The following is a 15,946-nucleotide window of genomic DNA, read 5'->3' on the forward strand; positions in this document are numbered from 1 at the left end:
TGGAGAGCTGGCGTCGCAGCAGTCTAGCATGGCGGGGAGGTAATGATGGGCGTAGTATTACCCCGACGGTAATACTTCGGGGGGTCCCATGCGCATCACCAGCAAAGGCCAAGTCACCATTCCCGCCGAGATTCGGAGGCAAGCCGGCTTGCTGCCCGAATCCGAAGTGGAGTTCGAGTACCGCGACGGCGTGGTCATCCTGCGGCGGGCGGGTGGCAAAACCCGCGGCGAGGAACTGGTCTCGCGTCTTGCCGGCATGTTCAGCGACTGCGGCTTGAGCACCGACGAAATCATGCGCCAGACCCGCGGCGAGGAGTGATGACTGCCGTCCTCATCGACACCAATGTCATCATCGATGCCGCGAGCCCTGGAACCGAATGGCACGAATGGTCCGCCCGGCAACTCTGCCGGGTGGTCGACGACTTCGGCGGATGCGTCAATCCGATCATTTACGCGGAACTGGCGGGGTATGTGAACGACGAATCCGCGCTGGCCGCGCTGATCGAGGATTTCCTGTTGGAAAAGGCGCAATTGCCCTGGCAGGCCGCGTTCCTCACCGGCCGGGCATTCGTCGCCTACCGCCGTCGCGGTGGAACCCGTACCGCGCCCTTGCCCGATTTCTATATCGGCGCCCACGCTCAGGTCGCCGGGCTCAGGCTGCTGACCCGGGACGCGGCGCGTTATCGAACCTATTTCCCGGATTTACAGCTGATCGCGCCGAACTGAGATCCAAGGAGACTGCCATGACCCCATCCAAGCGTCTCATCGTCGGCATCAGCGGTGCCACCGGAATCATCTATGGCGCGCGGCTGCTGGAGCTGCTGAAGGAGACCGGGATCGAGACGCACCTGGTAGTGTCTCGGGCCGCCGACCTGACCCGGGCGCACGAGCTGGCGCTGAGCGCCGCGGCGCTGCGGGGGCTCGCCAGCGTGAGCTACGGCGCCAACGACGTCGGCGCGGCGCTCTCCAGCGGCTCGTTCCGGACCGCCGGCATGGTGATCCTGCCGTGTTCCATGCGGACGCTGGCCGAGATCGCCACCGGCGTTACCAGTACCTTGCTGACCCGCGCCGCCGACGTGGTGCTGAAGGAGCGGCGGCGGCTGGTATTGCTGGTGCGGGAGACGCCGCTGCACGCCATCCACCTGCGCAACATGCTCACCGTGACCGAATGCGGCGCCATCGTCATGCCGCCGGTGCCGGCCTTCTACACCCGGCCGCAGACCATCGACGACATGGTCACCGACACCGTATGCCGGGTGCTGGACCTGTTCGACATCGACGTGGGCCGGGCCAAGCGCTGGGGGGAGGATATCGATACGGGTTCTACAACGGCCTGAGCCGGCTCAGCCTTCGACCCATTGCAGGTAGCACACCGCGGTGCCGTCCGGATCGCGCAGACTGAACATTCGGGCGCCCCAACTCGTCGTGATCGGCGGCGCGGTGCCGGGCGCGAGATTCCTGTAGGCGACGTCCACGTCGGCGACTTCGATCACCAGATGGATTCGGTCGCCGACCGGACCGAGTTCCAAGGCCGCCTTTTCGCGGGCCGCATCCAGGATTTCCAGTTTCAATCCATTCAGGTCGAACATCCGGCCGCGGCCATTCGGCCTGTCCCATTGCTGCAGCACCGGAAATCCCAGCCGGTCGCCATAGAACGCCGCCATGGCCTCGAACCGCCGGGTCGCCAGGGCGACATAGCTCACGGCCGCCCCGCGACGGCGCGGCCTATCTCGGCGAGCAGGGCCGGGCCGCGGTAGATGAAGCCGGTATAGACCTGCACCAGGCTGGCGCCGGCCTCGAGCTTCGTCACGGCATCCGCGCCGGAAAAGATGCCGCCGCAAGCGATGATGGGCACCCGGTTTTGCAAGGCATCGGCGAGCCGGGCGACGACGTCGGTCGAACGCGTGAACAGCGGCTTGCCGCTCAGGCCACCGGCCTCGTCGGCGTGTTTCAGTCCCTCCACGCCGTCCCGCGACGCCGTGGTGTTGGTGGCGATGATCGCGTCCACCCCGTGGCGGACCAGGGCGCCGGCCAGCGCCTGAATCTCTTCCGGATCCATGTCGGGGGCGACCTTCAGCGCCAGCGGCACCCGCTTGCCGTGTTCTCCGTTCAGTTTCTCGCGTTCCTGCATCAGCCCGGCCAGCAATTCGTCGAGCTGGGCGCCGAATTGCAGGCTGCGCAGGCCCGGCGTGTTGGGGGAGGAGACGTTGAGGGTGACGTAGTGGGCGTACGGATAGACCGCCCTGAGCCCTGCGCGGTAATCCTCCAGCGCCCGCTCCACCGGAGTCGTCAGGTTCTTGCCGATGTTGATTCCCAGGATGCCGCGGTAGCGGGTTTGCCGGACCCGGGCGATGAGGTGTTCGACGCCGGCGTTGTTGAAGCCCATGCGGTTGACGATGGCGCCGGCCTCGGGCAGCCGGAACAATCGGGGCCTGGGGTTGCCGGGCTGGGGGCGCGGCGTGACCGTGCCGATTTCGAGGAAGCCGAAGCCGAGCGCGGCCAGCCCGTCGATACAGTCGCCGTTCTTGTCCAGGCCGGCGGCGAGGCCGACCGGGTTGGGGAAGTCCAGCCCCATGACGGTGCGCGGGCTGGCGGGCAGCGTTTGTCTCAACGGATTGGCTGGGCCCAGCTTCGACGCCAGTTGCAAAGCCGACAGGCTCAGGTCGTGGGCGGTTTCAGGGTCCAGGCGGAACAGCAGGGAACGGAGCAGGTTTTCGTACATGAGGAGGGTTGAGGATTGTAGGCTGCAGGCCCTCACCCTGAATCCCTCTCCCAGAGAGAGGGGGGCCTCGCTCCCTTCTCCCTCTGGGACAAATCTGCCGGGAGCAGATTCGCATTTACCCGAAGGGTGCCAGGGCACGACGCCTGGCATGAGAAGGGCCGGGGATGAGGGGGCGGGATCAGGCGGCGCACGGTCGCCAGGGCTTCGGGGTCGAGTTCGGCGGTGCGCCGGGCGCTGTGGCAGAGCGTGCCGCGGAAACCGAGGTAATCGGGCTCAAGGCTCAGCAGCGCCGGTATGTCCTCTTTCCGGAGCGAGCCGGCCAAGCCGCACAGCAGACCCTGCTCCCGTGTTTCGTCCACGAAGCGTTCCAGGGTTGGACGATCGAGCAGCCCGGTCAGCGATCCTCGGGCCTTGTCCTGGGTGTCCAGCATGGCGCCGGCGAAGCCGGCCTTCTTCAGCCGGGCGATCCAGTCGAAGTCCGGCAGGTCGTCCGCGAACAGTACGGCGACCAGCCGGATGTTGCGGTTGGCCAGGTGCGTGAGGGTCACCAGGGTGGAGCCCCAGTCGCCGCCGCGGAACAGGCCGATCTTGACGTAATCCACACCGGTGTCGGCCATTTCCAGCACCGCGCGGCAAATCGGGTCCGGGTCCAGCGGCAGGTCCCCGATGGTGGCGCTGACCGGCACCGCGCCGCCCGCCGCCGCGACGATCCGGCCCACTTCTTCCGCCGGCAGGGCACCCAGGCTGCCGTGCTCGGGGGCCTTGAGATCGACGATGTCGACGCCAGCCTCCAGGGCGATGCGCGCCTCGGCCAGGTTGCGGACGCTGGCGAGCATGCCGGTCATTCGATTTCCTCCCGGCCGGTCTGATGTGCTTCGATGGCCTCCATCAGCCAGCTCCAGGCTTCCAGTTCACGCGGGCCGGCGGCCTTGTCCAGTCCGATGCGCAGATAATCCAGCTCCCGCTCGATCTTGCTCCAGGGCAGGAAGTGCAGGCGGCTGACGAGGATGGCGGCTTCCAGCACGGCGAACTGGGCGCGGTTGAAGCCGCGGAACGGCGCGTGGTTGGCCTCGTGCACCACGCGGAAGTAAAGGCGCGGCCGTTCCGGATCGTCCTCCACCCGGCTCAGTTCGAGCTCGGCATGCGCCAGGACACCGTCCAGACGCCAGCCGGCAACGCGCTCGGCCGGAACCAGCGGCCAGTCGAGGCGGCCGGTCAGGCAGCCGGCGAAGATGCGGACGTCGTCGCTGTAATTGACCACGGCGCAGCCGGAAGCCAGGACGTTGTCCAGGGTCCGGGAGGGCCGGAACGGCATGATGAGGTAGTCAGCTCCGCTGCTCTTCGAGTCAGCTTCGCTGCTCTTCGAGTCAGCTTCGCTGCTCTTCGAGTCGGTGTCCAGCACGTGGATGCCCATGGGGGCGATGTGCGCGGCCTCTCCGGCGGCGGCCGTGGTCACCAGGGTTTCGCGGATCATGGTTCAATCACCGGTAGGTTTGGCCAGCGTGGTGCCGGCCGGTTTGTAGGTGTGCGGGTCGGCCGCGGAGTCAGCTTCGCTGCTCTTCGAGTCCTGCGGATCGACGGCGCAGCCCCAATCCAGAGCTTCGTCCTGGGCATAGCGTTTGCCGAGCTGCCAGGCGATCTGGGCGCGGGCCAGTTCCACCCCGAGATAGAAGGCGTGTCCGCCGTCGTGTTCCACGCCCAGCGAGGGATAGAGCTGGAACGGATCGGTGGCGCTGTGGAAGCCGTCCCGGTTGAAGATGTGGACGCCCTCGGCGCTGATCTGTATCCGGTAGCTGGGGTCGCGGATGGCTTGGGCCAGCTCCCGGATCTCCGCTTCCGAGTATGGGAAGGGGGCGCGTTCGTGCAGGGCCATCAGGCCGTCCCCCATGTGCTTGGGCAGCGCGTCGAGTTCCCGGGCGGCGTGCATGATCCGCCGCGCCAGATCGGCTTCGGCCACGGCCCGCCGCGCATGTTTGCTGACCTGGGTCGCCAGGATGGCGCGTATGCCCAGCTCCGAGCACACGCCGAGCAGCATGGCGTTGATGCCGGCGGTGTCGGCGTGGGTCAGTTCGGTGAGGTTGCCGACGCCCATCATGATCTCGACATCCGGGTGGCGGCGGCGGGTTTCGTGGTAGCGCACCAGGGAATCGGCGAAGCCGAAATGGATGGGGTCGAGGATGGGATCGACCAGGAACGGTTTGCCGCGCGTCCGCATGCCGGCGACGGCGCGGTCGAGCGAATCCAGATCGCCATGCCGGGCGGGGATCAGGACGGGGGTGGAGGCCACCTGGTCGGCGACCCACAGCGAGTCTTCGTGGAGGCTGAGCAGATAATCGGCGCCGGCTCCGCCGCCCCGCACCAGATCGGCGGTTTCCAGCGAATCCACGCTGACCTGGAATCCCCCCTCCTTGAGAGCGGCGATCGCTGCTTCGAGATGGGGAAACGGCGTGGCGGGCAGGCAGCCGATGTCGATCACGTCCGCGCCGTGGTTGCGGTAGTCGGCGGCTTGGCGGAGGATGCCGTCGACGTCCAGGTTGGGGGCGTCGACGATTTCGGCGAAGATTCTAAGATCGTAGTGGCTGAGGTCCGGCTTCCTCGCCGCCCGGCCGAAAAATTCCGGCAGGTCGCGCAATTCCTCCGGCCCCCGTTCCACCGGCAGTCCCAGGTCCTGGGACAGGGTCTCCAGGTCGCCGCGGCAGCGGCCCGGCACCAGGATGCGGTCGGCGCCATAGGTATCCTTCAGCCGCCGGCGGATCATGTCCGCAGTCATCAGCGCGGCCACGCTGAGGCCGAGCTGGTGCACCGTGTACTCGAACTCCGGCGCCATTTCCTCGAGAATCCGGTGCAACTGCTTTTCAGCCAGCTTGCCGGTGAGGAACAGGATGTGTTCCGCCATGGGTGGGTGAGGGAATATCCGGGATGGGGGCGAGGGAAAGGAAGTATAGCAAAGCCGCCGCGCCGGTCTGTCGCCGGTTAAAGTTCGAACGGCAGGGGGCGGCGCAGAAAATCTTCGAACTCTCCGGGCGGCAACGGCGGGCTGATCAGATAGCCCTGCGCCTGGTCGCAGCCCAGGGTCTTGAAGCAATCCAATTGCGCCTGGGTTTCTATGCCTTCGACGGTGCAGGTCAGTTCCAGGCTCTTGGCCAGGGAGACGATGGCTCGGGAAATCGACAGGTTGTTGCAGTCGTCGGCGCCCCAGGGGACGAATTCCCGCGCCACCTTGAGATGGCTCAGGGGCAGCCGGCGCAGGTAGCTCAACGAAGAGTAGCCGGTGCCGAAATCGTCCATGGAGAAATGGACGCCGGTGCGCTTGAGTTCCAGCAGTGTCCTGACGACCGTATCCACGTCCTGCAGGAGCAGCCGCTCGGTCAATTCGAGTTCCAGGAGGGCCGGATCCACGCCGGTTTCAGCGAGAGAATCCGCGATCAGCCGGACGAAATTCGGTTCGCCGAACTGGCGGGCGGAGATGTTCACCGCGATGCGGACCGGTGTCAGGCCGGACCGCTGCCATTCGGCGATCTTGCGGCAGGCCGTTCGGATGGCCCATTCGCCCAGCGGGACGATCAGGCCGCTGTCCTCGGCCACCTGGATGAATTCGTCCGCGGGCACCCGGCCGAGTTCCTGGCTGTTCCAGCGCGCCAGCGCTTCGGCGCCGGTGATGGCGCCGCTTTGCAGGTTCATCTGGGGCTGGAAGGCGAGCTCCAGCTCGCCATTCTCCAAGGCTTTCCGCAAACGGGTTTCGATCGACAGTAGCCGGTTTGCCCTGCGGTTGAGATCCGGGGTAAAGAATTCGTAGTTGCCACGGCCTTTCTCCTTGGCCAGGAACATGGCGGCGTCGGCGCTGCGGAGCAGCCCGTCGGCGTCGCGGGAGTCTTCGGGAAACAGGCTGATCCCACCGCTGAGACTGACGAACAGCTCGTGGCGGTCCAGTACTACCGGTGTCTTGACGGTCTCGATGGCCGCCAGGGCGAAGCGCGAGGCATAGCCGATGTCGTCGAGGTCTTCCATCAGGACGGCGAATTCGTCGCCGCCGATGCGCGCCAGGGTGTCCAGGGGCCCCAGCCGCTCTTCAAGGCGCCGGCTGACCTCCAACAGGAGGCTGTCGCCCACGTCGTGGCCCAGGCTGTCGTTGATGAGTTTGAAGCGGTCGACGTCGAGGAACAGGAGCCCCAGCCGCTTGCCGCCCGACAGCGCCTGGGCGACGGCCTGTTCCAGCCGCTGCTGGAAGCGGAGCCGGTTCGGCAACTGGGTCAGGGGATCGTAATATGCCAGATAATCGAGGTAGTGGCGGCTTTGCAGCAATTGGGCCTCGAAGCTGTTGCGTTCGGTGATGTCGTTGTTGACTTCGACGATGGCGCGAGGCGTGCCTTCGGCATCCCGGTAAAGCTCCCAGTGGGTGGCCACGGCTCTTTCCCTGCCTTGCCGGTCGACATGGGTGAGTTCGCCTTTCCAATGACCGTCCGCGAGTATCTGCTGGCGTATCGTGGCCAAGGGCAGGGGGAAGCGGCTGTTCAGCAATTCGTGGGAGGTACGGCCGAGCGCTTCATCCTTGCTCCAGCCGTAGAACTTTTCGGCGTAGGCATTCCAGAAGACGATGCGGTCGTCCAGATCGCGCGCCAGGACATGGGCGTGTTTCAGCAGCTCGGCCTGCTGGCGAAGTTCCGCCGCTTGCGCGATCAGTTCCTGCTCCGCCTGTTTCAGCGACGTCACTTCGCCGAAGGTGATCACCAGTCCTTCCACGCAGCAGTTGTCCCGCGACCGGTAGGGCAGGATCTTGCGAAGATACCAGGCGCCCTGGTGGTCGAGAATCTCCCGGCTCTTGGGGCCGTCGCCCCTGAGCACGCCGGCCGCGTCGCCGAACAGTTCGCCGTCTTGGAAGTGGTGGACGATGTCGGCGAAAGGCCGGCCGATGTCGCTGGGGATGAGGTGCATCAGCCGGTTGCAGGCGGGAGTATAGCGGCGGATGTTGAGGTTGCGGTCGAGGAACAGGGTCGCCAGGTCGGTACCGATCAGGAGATTGTTGAGGTCGTTGCTGGTGGCTTCCAGTTCGCCGACCTTGGCGTCAAGCATGGCGTTGGTGGCGGTGAGTTCGGCATTGAGCGATTGCAGTTCTTCCCGCGAGCTTTCCAGCTCTTCGTTGGCCGACTGGAGCTCCTCGTTCATGGCCATGATTTCTTCGTTCGAAGCCCGCAGTTCATCGTTGGTATGGCGGGTTTTCTCGATGGTGCGCCGGAGGTCCTCCCGGGTCGCCGCGAGTTCCCGCTCGAGCTGCTGCAGCAGCCAGTCGTCGTCTCCGCTCTTGGCTGCCGCCGTCGAGACCGGACCGGCCAGCGCTTCCGCTTCCAGCCCGATCAGAAACAGGTCGGAGACCTGGCCATCGGCGATCGGCGTGACGGTGAGACGGACCGCTTCCGGCATCGGGGAAGCGGGGCCGCCCCCCGCCGCCACGGTGGCGACCTTTCTGCCCTCCCGCAGGCAAAGGTCCAGCGAAGAGCGCAGCATGGCGCGCAATGGGGGCTTGACGAGCTTGAACAGGTCGAGGGTGGGTTCGCCGGGCGGCAGCTCCAGGTAGGATTGAGTGTTTCCGCTGATGTAGACGACTTCATGCCTTTCGTTCGCCACGATCAGGGTGGGGGCGTGGCGATCGAGCAGTCCGCGGTACAGCCTTTCCTGGATTTCATGGCCGTCCGGGTCCGCGGTCAGAATCCTTCCTTCCGCGATCCGGGCCGTGGTGGCCGGAGCAAACAGCGGCAGGCTCGGCCGTACGGCCACGGCCGCGTCGTTGCGCCGGAATATCCGCCAGGGTTTCGAAATCTCGTCGAACAGGTGGGCGGCGTCGCCGAGGCTTTCCGAACTGCCCAGGAACAGGTGGCCGCCGGGATTGAGAATGAAGTGGAAGATTTCGAGCAGCTTTTCCTGGGTCTTCGGGTTCAGGTAGATCAGGACGTTACGGCATACCACCAGGTCGAGCTTGGAAAACGGCGGGTCGCTGATCAGGTTGTGGGGCGCGAAGACGATGGATTCCCTTATCTGTTTGGCGATGCGGTATCCCGTCCCCTCCCGGACGAAGTAACGCTTGAGCCGCGTTTCGGAAACGCCCGCCAGCGCCGCTTCGGAATAGAGGCCGTGACGGGCGATTTCCAGTGCCTCGGCGTCGACGTCGGTCGCGAAGATCTGCAGGCGCGTTGGCCGCTCGATACGCTCGAATCCTTCCGTCAGAAGGATGGCGATCGAATAGGCTTCCTCGCCGGTGGAGCAGCCGGCGATCCAGCAGCGGACCGGCCGGTCGGCTCCGTCGCAAATTGCCGGGACAACGGCGGTTTCCACCAAAGCGAAGGCCTCGGCGTCGCGAAAGAAGGCGGTGACCCCGATCAGCAGATCTTCGGCCAGGCGGTCGAGTTCGTTCACGTCGGTCTCGAGCAGTTTCAGGTAGTCGCCCATCTCCTCGATGCGGGCGATGCCCATGCGGCGTTCGATGCGGCGCAGCAGCGGCGGGGGCTTAGAACCTGTCTGGTAAAAGTTTAAGCACATTTAGCAAGAGTCAGCTTGAGCATGGCGATGCGAATCATGTTTTCGGCAGTGGCGGTGAGGATTTCGACATCCTTGGCGAGTCGGCGGAACGACCCGAGCCAAGCGAAGGTGCGCTCGACCACCCAGCGCTTGGGCAGGACTGCGAAGCCATCTTTGATCTTCTCGGAAATATGCAGCGTCAACCCCAAGGTCTCGTCGACAAACCGAACGGCGGTGCCGCGATACCCGGCGTCGCCGGAAAAGGCCTGTAGACCGGGATGCTTTTCCGCGGCTCGACGCAGCACCTCGCAAGCCCCCACCGTATCGTGAAGGTTGGCGGCATGAACCTGGACGTGCAACAGATTGCCCAAGACATCGACCACGATATGGCGTTTGCGGCCTTTCACTTTTTTGCCGCCGTCGATGCCACGCTCTTCGCTGTCGTACTGGGTTTTGACGCTTTGCGAATCAATGATGCCGTAGCGGGGACAGGGCGCTCTGCCGTTTTTTTTCGCCGTTGCCGATTCAAGTCGTCCAGCGCGCGTTCCCAAACGCCGTTTTTGTTCCAGCGGCTGAAATGGTCGTACACCGTTTTCCACGGAGGAAAGTCGTTGGGCAACTGCCGCCACTGGGCACCCGTTTTCACCAAGTACAGAATGGCATCGACGATGCGTTTTCGCGAATGCTTACACCCGCTGCCTCGCCGATCATTGGGCTGAAAGTAGCGCTCTATCCGCGCCCATTCGTGCTCTTTCAAATCACTCGGATAACTCAATGGCTTCGCTCGTCAGGTCCAGGGACCATTGACTTTACTACGTTTTGTTTTTCAAGACAGGTTCTTATAGGCGCGGAGATCGGCCCCGGCATGGCTGCGAACCAGGTCGAGGATCGCCTCCAGGGTCCCGGAGCCGGTCCTCGCCTCGCCGCGCACCCAGTTTCCGATGGTCCACGCGATGGCCTCCGGCGCGAAATCCGCGTTTTCCGTGCCGGGTTCGAACGGTGGCACCGCGAATACCAGGCCGCCGGCGCGTTCGACGACGCCTGCGAGCGCGCGTTCCTGGCCTGAGGCGCCGGCGCGGAATACGACGGCCGTCTGGCCGTGGCGACCGGGTGGGAGAGATCGCAGGAAATGGTCGACCGGATGGCCGGACGCAGCCGGACTGTCCAGCCTCATCCGTCCGTTGTCGATGGACAGATATTTCCCGGAAGGCGGGAGGTACGCGTGTGACGGCAGAACGGGGGCGCCGGTTTCGGCGATCTTGACCGCCAGGGGCACAGGCGTCTGCGCCAGTTTGGCCAGGGCCTCTTCCGGCAGAGCGGGGAGGAAGCACGCGGCGCCGCAGTTTGGGGGAAGCGCCTTGAGAAACGCTTTTGCCGAATCCGGCTCATCCCACGAAACGACGATCAGGCGAACGGCGGCGGGGCCTTCGTCGGACTTTTCACTGTCCATGCTGCCGGCGTCCTCGACCATCCGGAAAAATTCTTCAACGCAGCGACTTGAAGTACCGGATCAGGCCGTTGGTGGAAGCGTCATGCGAAGCGACCGGGGCATCGCCGGGAAGCTCGGCCAGAATGGTCTTCGCCAGCTGCTTGCCGAGTTCCACGCCCATCTGGTCGAAGGAGTTGATGTACCAGATCACGCCCTGGGTGAATATCTTGTGTTCGTACAAGGCGATCAGCATGCCGAGGGTATGGGGGTCGAGGCGCCGATACAGGAAGCTATTGGTCGGTTTGTTGCCGGGGAAAGTCTTGGCGGCCGCCAGCGCTTCGATGCGCTCGGCGGTCAGATTTTCCGAGGCGATCTCTTGCCGCGCCTGGTCCGTGGTGCGTCCGCGCATCAGCGCTTCGGTCTGGGCCAGGAAATTGGAGATCAGGATATCGTGGTGCTCGGCCAGGGGGTGATGGCTTTCCGCGGCCGCGAGGAAGTCGCAGGGAACCAGCATGCTGCCCTGATGGAGCAACTGGTAGAAAGCGTGCTGGCCGTTGGTGCCGGGCTGGCCGAAGATGACGGGACCGGTGGGGTAGGCCACCGGCCGGCCTTCCACGTCGACGGTCTTGCCGTTGCTTTCCATGTCGGCCTGTTGCAAATAGGCCGGCAAGTCTTCGAGGTATTGGTCGTACGGCAGCACGGCGTGGCTCTGGGCGCCGAAGAAATTGATGTACCAGATGCCCAGGAGGCCCATCAGCACCGGGATGTTGCGTTCGAAGGGGGCGGTGCGGAAATGCTCGTCGACGAAATGGGCGCCTTCGAGCATTTCCTCGAAGCGGTCCATGCCGATGCTCAGCGCGATCGGCAGGCCGATGGCCGACCACAGCGAATAGCGTCCGCCCACCCAGTCCCAGAATTCGAACATGTTGCGGGGATCGATGCCGAACTCGGCGACCTTGTTCCGGTTGGTCGAAATGGCGACGAAGTGGCGGGCGATGGCGGTTTCCTCCGGAATGCGCTCCAGGAACCAGGCGCGGGCCGAGCGGCCATTGGTCATGGTCTCCTGGGTCGTGAAAGTCTTGGAGGCGACGACGAACAGCGTGGTCTCCGGGTTCAGCGGCCGCAGGATCTCGATCAGGTCGGCTTCGTCGATGTTGGAGACGAAGTGCGCGCGCAGTCGTGGGTCCGCGTAAGGCAGCAAGGCTTTGACCACCGTCTTGGGGCCGAGGTCGGACCCCCCGATGCCGATGTTGACCACATCGGTGATGGCCTTGCCGGTCGCGCCGCGCCATTCTCCCGTGCGCACGGCCTGCGAGAAGCGGCGCATGCGCTCGAGAACGCGGTTGACCGCGGGCATGACGTCCTTGCCGTCGACGAGAATCGGACGGCTGGAGCGGTTACGCAGGGCGACATGAAGCACCGCGCGGTTCTCCGTGACGTTGATCCGTTCGCCTCCGAACATGGCCTCGATCTTTTCACGCAGGCCGGCCTCCTCGGCGAGCCGAACCAGCGCATCGACGGTTTCCCGGGTGATCCGGTTCTTCGAGTAATCGAACAGCAGATCGCCCAGCCGGACGGAAAAAGCGTCGAAACGCCTTGGATCGTCGGCGAACATGTCGCGCATGTGGCGGGGGGCGATGGTCTTGAAGTGTTCGGAAAGAGTCCGCCAGGCGGGAAGGTCGGTCGATTGTGGCATGGTTTCCTTATTATGGTGTCGCGCGGGCTCGTGACTGCCGCTCATAATATAAATGCTACTACAAGCAGCGGGGATGGGCGAAGCTCCGGCAGCGTTGGGTTTATAATGAGCCGCTTTGATCCTCGCAGCGGAAAGACGTAATGAGTATCCAGCAAAAACCCTGGGGAGGGCGGTTCGAGGAGGCGACGGACGCCTTCGTCGAGGCCTTCACCGGCTCGGTGGATTTCGACAAGCGACTGGCGTCCCACGACATCCGGGGCTCGATCGCGCATGCCACGATGCTGGAGCGGCTGGGGCTTCTGACCGGCGAGGAACTTCGGGCGATCGTCGGCGGCCTCGAAGCCATCGGCGCGGAAATCGAGGCCGGGGAATTCCCCTGGTCGGTGCGCCTCGAGGACGTGCACATGAACATCGAGGCCCGCCTGACCCAGCGGATCGGCGAGGCCGGAAAGAAGCTGCATACCGGGCGTTCCCGCAACGACCAGGTCGCCACCGACGTGCGCCTGTACCTGCGCGCCGAGATCGACCGCATCTGCGGACTGATCCTGCGGCTGCAGACCGCGCTGGTGGATCTGGCCGAGCGCGAGGCCGGCACCATCATGCCGGGTTTCACTCATCTCCAGGTGGCGCAGCCGGTCACTTTCGGCCATCACATGATGGCATGGTACGAAATGCTGTCGCGCGATTACGACCGGCTGCGCGATTGCCGCAAACGGGTCAACGTCATGCCGCTGGGCGCCGCGGCCCTGGCCGGCTCCAGTTTCCCGCTGGACCGCGATTACACGGCGGCGCTGCTCGACTTCTCCGGGCCGGCGGCGAATTCGCTGGACGCCGTCAGCGATCGCGATTTCGCCATCGAGTTCGCCGCCTGCGCCAGTCTGGTGCTGATGCATCTCTCACGGTTTTCGGAGGAGCTGATCCTGTGGACCTCGGCCCAGTTCGGGTTCGTCGAACTGCCCGATGCTTTCTGCACCGGCTCCTCGATCATGCCGCAGAAGAAGAACCCCGACGTGCCCGAACTCATCCGCGGCAAGAGCGCGCGGGTATTCGGCCACTTGTTCGCGCTGCTGACCCTGATGAAGAGTCAGCCGCTCGCCTACAACAAGGACAACCAGGAGGACAAGGAGCCGCTATTCGATACGGTCGACACCCTGTCCGGCTGTCTCCGTGCCTTCGCCGACATGATGCCGCACGTGCGGCCGAACCGGCCCGCCATGTATGCCTCGGCCCGAAAGGGCTATGCGACCGCCACCGACCTGGCCGACTACCTGGTCCGGCGCGGGACGCCTTTCCGCGACGCCCATGAGATCGTGGGCAAGGCGGTCCGCCTGGGTCTGGACACCGGCCGCGACCTGGCGGATATCTCGCTGGAGGAGCTTCAATCCCTGTCCGCCGCCATCGGACCGGACGTTTACGAGGTGCTGACGCTGGAGGGTTCGGTGGCGGCGCGTTCGCACCTGGGCGGCACCGCGCCGGACCGCGTGAGACGGGCCGTGGCCGATGCGCGGGTTCGCCTGGCCGCCCTGCAGGAGAGCTGATGGCCGGCGAAAGCTGCAATACCCTGGTCGATCTGATGCGCCACGGCGAGCCCGCCGGCGGCAGCCGCTACCGCGGGCAGATCGACGACCCCTTGAGCGCCGTGGGCTGGGAGCAGATGTGGCGGGCGGTCGGCCGGCATTGCCCGTGGGACGTGATCGTCACCTCACCGCTGCTGCGCTGCCAGGCTTTTGCGGAGGCTTTCAGCGAACGCCATGACCGTCCGCTGGAAATCGAGCCGCGCTTCAAGGAACTCGGTTTCGGCGCGTGGCAGGGCAAGACCCGGGAAGAAATCACCACCGAATACGACCCCGGTGTGCTCCAACGCTTTTATCGCGATCCTCTGAACCACCGTCCGGAAAACGCCGAAGGTCTGGGGGATTTCCGCAGCCGCGTCATCTCGGCCTGGAAGGAGATGCTGGAGCGGCACCTCGGCAAGCACATCCTGGTCGTCTGTCATGCCGGCACCATCCGTATGGTGATCGCGCACGTGCTCGACGTGCCGCTCGCCAATCTGTTCCACATCAAGGTGGCCAACGCGGGTATCACCCGCATCGAGTGCATCGAACAGGGCGACGAGTTCCTGTCCCAGCTTGTGTTCCACGGCGGTACGCCGGCCGCCTGAAGCGCGGCCCGGACCGGATCATCCGGCCGCCGGCGTAAGCCGTGTGACCAGGATCTTGTCGACCCGGTTGCGGTCCATGTCGACGACCTCGAACCGCAGATCCTGGAATTCGAAGCTGTCGGTCACCTTCGGCACGTTACCCAGCCTCAGCATGACGAAACCGGCCATGGTGTGGAAATTGCCGCTCTCCTCCTCCGGCAGGGCGTCGAGGTCGAAAAGCTGTTTGAAGCGGTCGATGTCGAGCATGCCGTCGACCAGCCAGGAGCCGTCTTCGCGCTGCGAGACCTGGGGTTCTTCCTCGGCGGTTTCGGAGGCGATGGCGCCGACGATCGCTTCCAGGACGTCGGTCAGCGTCACCAGGCCGGTCAGTTCGCCGTACTCGTCCACCACCAGCGCCGTCTGCAAATGCGACCGCTTGAAATGCTCCAGCAGCTGCATGAGCGAGAGCGAGTTGGGGACGAACAGCGCGCGGGTCACCAGTTCCGCCAGCTCGGGCTTTTCGCCGGCTAGCAGGCGGTTCAGCACGTCCTTGGTTTTCACGAAGCCGAGGACGTTGTCCACGCCGCCCCGGCACAGCGGGATGATCCAGTGCGGGTGGTCGGTGAGGATGCCGCGGTTCGCCTCGTAGGACTTGGTGACGTCCAGGTAGACCACGTCCTTGCGCGGCGTCATGATCGCGCCCACTTTGCGGCTGTCCAGCCGCAGGATGTTTTCCACCAGCTCCTGCTCGACCTCCTCGAACACGCCTTCCAGGATGCCTTGCTGCAGCAGCAGCTTGATCTCTTCCTCGGTGACCGAAGGCTGGCGAACCGGGCGGGCGCCCACGATCCGCAGCACGATGTCGGTGGAAATGCTCAGGAACTTGACCAGGGGGAGGGCGATCAGGGACAGGTAATGCATGGGCCGCGCCACGGCGGCCGCGATGGATTCGGCGTGGAGCAGAGCCAGGCGCTTGGGCACCAGTTCGCCGATGATCAGAGACAGATAGGTGATCGCGAAAACGGTGATGGTCAGGCTGATCTCATGGGCGTAGGGCGCCAGTTCCGGCATCGTCAGCAAGAGCGGCTCGATCTGGCTGGACACCGAAGCCTCGCCCAGCGCGCCGTTCAGCACCCCGATCGTGGTGATGCCGACCTGCACCGTGGAAAGGAACCGCGAGGGCTGCGCCGCCAGTTCGAGGGCGCGCAGTTCGCCGGCACCGCCTTTGCCGGCCCGTTGCTGCAGCCGGGACCGCCGGGCGGAGACGATGGCCAATTCGGACATGGCGAACAGGCCGTTGACGAAGATGAGGAATAGGACCAATCCGATCTGGATCACTTTATCGGGAGCGGGTAGTGGAAAAACGGCAGAGACTTCAGAGCAAGGCGGGACGGGGCGCCTGGGTGGAGCACGGATGTTCGCGATCCCCGGAAGACCGGTGGGAGAAGT

The 15,946-nt window shown here is 64.9% G+C and carries 15 protein-coding genes and 1 pseudogene; 5 read left to right on the plus strand and 11 right to left on the minus strand.

What is annotated here, in order from left to right; all coding sequences use genetic code 11:
• The first annotated feature begins 88 nt into the window (after positions 1-88).
• Genes ABZN20_RS19575 through ABZN20_RS19585 form a run of 3 tightly spaced genes read left to right on the plus strand, consistent with a single transcriptional unit; the run spans position 89 to position 1,337 of the window.
• Positions 89-319, plus strand: a complete 231-nt coding sequence (locus tag ABZN20_RS19575) for an AbrB/MazE/SpoVT family DNA-binding domain-containing protein (RefSeq protein ID WP_218806064.1) — start codon at positions 89-91, stop codon at positions 317-319.
• Positions 319-726 carry a type II toxin-antitoxin system VapC family toxin gene (locus ABZN20_RS19580; protein ID WP_367026343.1) on the plus strand — a complete coding sequence of 136 codons (408 nt, stop codon included), beginning with the start codon at positions 319-321 and terminating at the stop codon, positions 724-726. The genes ABZN20_RS19575 and ABZN20_RS19580 overlap by 1 nt, the downstream gene beginning before the upstream one ends.
• A gap of 17 nt (positions 727-743) precedes the next feature.
• Entirely contained in the window at positions 744-1,337 is a 594-nt protein-coding gene (locus ABZN20_RS19585) for a UbiX family flavin prenyltransferase (RefSeq protein ID WP_218806066.1), read from the plus strand.
• 6 nt (positions 1,338-1,343) lie between these two features.
• Here the strand turns inward: ABZN20_RS19585 and ABZN20_RS19590 are convergent, their stop codons facing one another.
• The 10 genes and pseudogenes from ABZN20_RS19590 to pgi form a co-directional block, all read right to left on the minus strand.
• Positions 1,344-1,703 carry a VOC family protein gene (locus ABZN20_RS19590; RefSeq protein ID WP_367026344.1) on the minus strand — a complete coding sequence of 120 codons (360 nt, stop codon included), beginning with the start codon at positions 1,701-1,703 and terminating at the stop codon, positions 1,344-1,346.
• A complete protein-coding gene (locus ABZN20_RS19595) occupies positions 1,700-2,722 on the minus strand; it encodes a quinone-dependent dihydroorotate dehydrogenase (protein WP_367026345.1) in 1,023 nt (340 codons plus the stop codon). Before ABZN20_RS19595 ends, ABZN20_RS19590 begins: the two co-directional genes overlap by 4 nt.
• 32 nt (positions 2,723-2,754) lie before the next feature.
• The gene (locus tag ABZN20_RS19600; protein WP_367026346.1) at positions 2,755-3,567 is read right to left on the minus strand and encodes a (5-formylfuran-3-yl)methyl phosphate synthase; all 813 of its coding nucleotides are present in this window, start codon (positions 3,565-3,567) and stop codon (positions 2,755-2,757) included.
• Positions 3,564-4,196: a DUF447 domain-containing protein gene (locus ABZN20_RS19605; RefSeq protein WP_367026347.1), complete on the minus strand. Its 633-nt coding sequence runs from the start codon at positions 4,194-4,196 to the stop codon at positions 3,564-3,566. Before ABZN20_RS19605 ends, ABZN20_RS19600 begins: the two co-directional genes overlap by 4 nt.
• 3 nt (positions 4,197-4,199) lie before the next feature.
• A complete protein-coding gene (locus ABZN20_RS19610) occupies positions 4,200-5,618 on the minus strand; it encodes a DUF6513 domain-containing protein (protein ID WP_367026348.1) in 1,419 nt (472 codons plus the stop codon).
• Positions 5,619-5,695: 77 nt separating this feature from the next.
• A complete protein-coding gene (locus tag ABZN20_RS19615) occupies positions 5,696-9,253 on the minus strand; it encodes an EAL domain-containing protein (RefSeq protein ID WP_367026349.1) in 3,558 nt (1,185 codons plus the stop codon).
• On the minus strand, positions 9,244-9,831 hold the full coding sequence (locus ABZN20_RS19620) for an IS5 family transposase (protein WP_367025145.1): 588 nt from the start codon (positions 9,829-9,831) through the stop codon (positions 9,244-9,246). The genes ABZN20_RS19615 and ABZN20_RS19620 overlap by 10 nt, the downstream gene beginning before the upstream one ends.
• A pseudogene (locus tag ABZN20_RS19625) lies at positions 9,831-10,007 on the minus strand (transposase); the annotation flags it as partial. The pseudogene ABZN20_RS19625 and the gene ABZN20_RS19620, both read right to left, overlap by 1 nt.
• A 51-nt stretch (positions 10,008-10,058) precedes the next feature.
• Positions 10,059-10,682 (minus strand): chemotaxis protein CheB, encoded by a 624-nt coding sequence (locus ABZN20_RS19630; protein ID WP_367026350.1) that lies wholly within the window; start codon positions 10,680-10,682, stop codon positions 10,059-10,061.
• A 34-nt stretch (positions 10,683-10,716) separates the two neighbouring features.
• On the minus strand, positions 10,717-12,357 hold the full coding sequence (pgi, locus tag ABZN20_RS19635) for a glucose-6-phosphate isomerase (protein WP_218806072.1): 1,641 nt from the start codon (positions 12,355-12,357) through the stop codon (positions 10,717-10,719).
• Between the two features lie 140 nt (positions 12,358-12,497).
• Here pgi and argH point away from each other — a divergent pair, with 140 nt between their 5' ends.
• Both argH and ABZN20_RS19645 read left to right on the plus strand, forming a co-directional pair.
• Positions 12,498-13,895, plus strand: a complete 1,398-nt coding sequence (gene argH, locus ABZN20_RS19640; protein ID WP_367026351.1) for an argininosuccinate lyase — start codon at positions 12,498-12,500, stop codon at positions 13,893-13,895.
• Positions 13,895-14,518: a histidine phosphatase family protein gene (locus tag ABZN20_RS19645; protein WP_218806074.1), complete on the plus strand. Its 624-nt coding sequence runs from the start codon at positions 13,895-13,897 to the stop codon at positions 14,516-14,518. The genes argH and ABZN20_RS19645 overlap by 1 nt, the downstream gene beginning before the upstream one ends.
• Positions 14,519-14,536: 18 nt before the next feature.
• Here the strand turns inward: ABZN20_RS19645 and ABZN20_RS19650 are convergent, their stop codons facing one another.
• Complete coding sequence (locus ABZN20_RS19650) at positions 14,537-15,820, minus strand: hemolysin family protein (RefSeq protein WP_367026352.1); 1,284 nt, start codon at positions 15,818-15,820, stop codon at positions 14,537-14,539.
• Positions 15,821-15,946: the final 126 nt, after the last annotated feature.

The sequence above is a fragment of the Methylococcus sp. ANG genome, from assembly GCF_040730495.1.
GTDB lineage: Bacteria > Pseudomonadota > Gammaproteobacteria > Methylococcales > Methylococcaceae > Methylococcus.

Bases quoted from the DNA above. Each gene is read 5' to 3' on its own strand.
- ABZN20_RS19580 (WP_367026343.1), top strand. From the start codon at position 319: ATGACTGCCGTCCTCATCGACACCAATGTCATCATCGATGCCGCGAGC.
- ABZN20_RS19605 (WP_367026347.1), bottom strand. From the start codon at position 4,196: ATGATCCGCGAAACCCTGGTGACCACGGCCGCCGCCGGAGAGGCCGCG.
- ABZN20_RS19585 (WP_218806066.1), top strand. From the start codon at position 744: ATGACCCCATCCAAGCGTCTCATCGTCGGCATCAGCGGTGCCACCGGA.
- ABZN20_RS19600 (WP_367026346.1), bottom strand. From the start codon at position 3,567: ATGACCGGCATGCTCGCCAGCGTCCGCAACCTGGCCGAGGCGCGCATC.
- pgi (WP_218806072.1), bottom strand. From the start codon at position 12,357: ATGCCACAATCGACCGACCTTCCCGCCTGGCGGACTCTTTCCGAACAC.
- ABZN20_RS19595 (WP_367026345.1), bottom strand. From the start codon at position 2,722: ATGTACGAAAACCTGCTCCGTTCCCTGCTGTTCCGCCTGGACCCTGAA.
- ABZN20_RS19575 (WP_218806064.1), top strand. From the start codon at position 89: ATGCGCATCACCAGCAAAGGCCAAGTCACCATTCCCGCCGAGATTCGG.
- ABZN20_RS19630 (WP_367026350.1), bottom strand. From the start codon at position 10,682: ATGGACAGTGAAAAGTCCGACGAAGGCCCCGCCGCCGTTCGCCTGATC.
- ABZN20_RS19615 (WP_367026349.1), bottom strand. From the start codon at position 9,253: ATGTGCTTAAACTTTTACCAGACAGGTTCTAAGCCCCCGCCGCTGCTG.
- ABZN20_RS19645 (WP_218806074.1), top strand. From the start codon at position 13,895: ATGGCCGGCGAAAGCTGCAATACCCTGGTCGATCTGATGCGCCACGGC.
- argH (WP_367026351.1), top strand. From the start codon at position 12,498: ATGAGTATCCAGCAAAAACCCTGGGGAGGGCGGTTCGAGGAGGCGACG.
- ABZN20_RS19610 (WP_367026348.1), bottom strand. From the start codon at position 5,618: ATGGCGGAACACATCCTGTTCCTCACCGGCAAGCTGGCTGAAAAGCAG.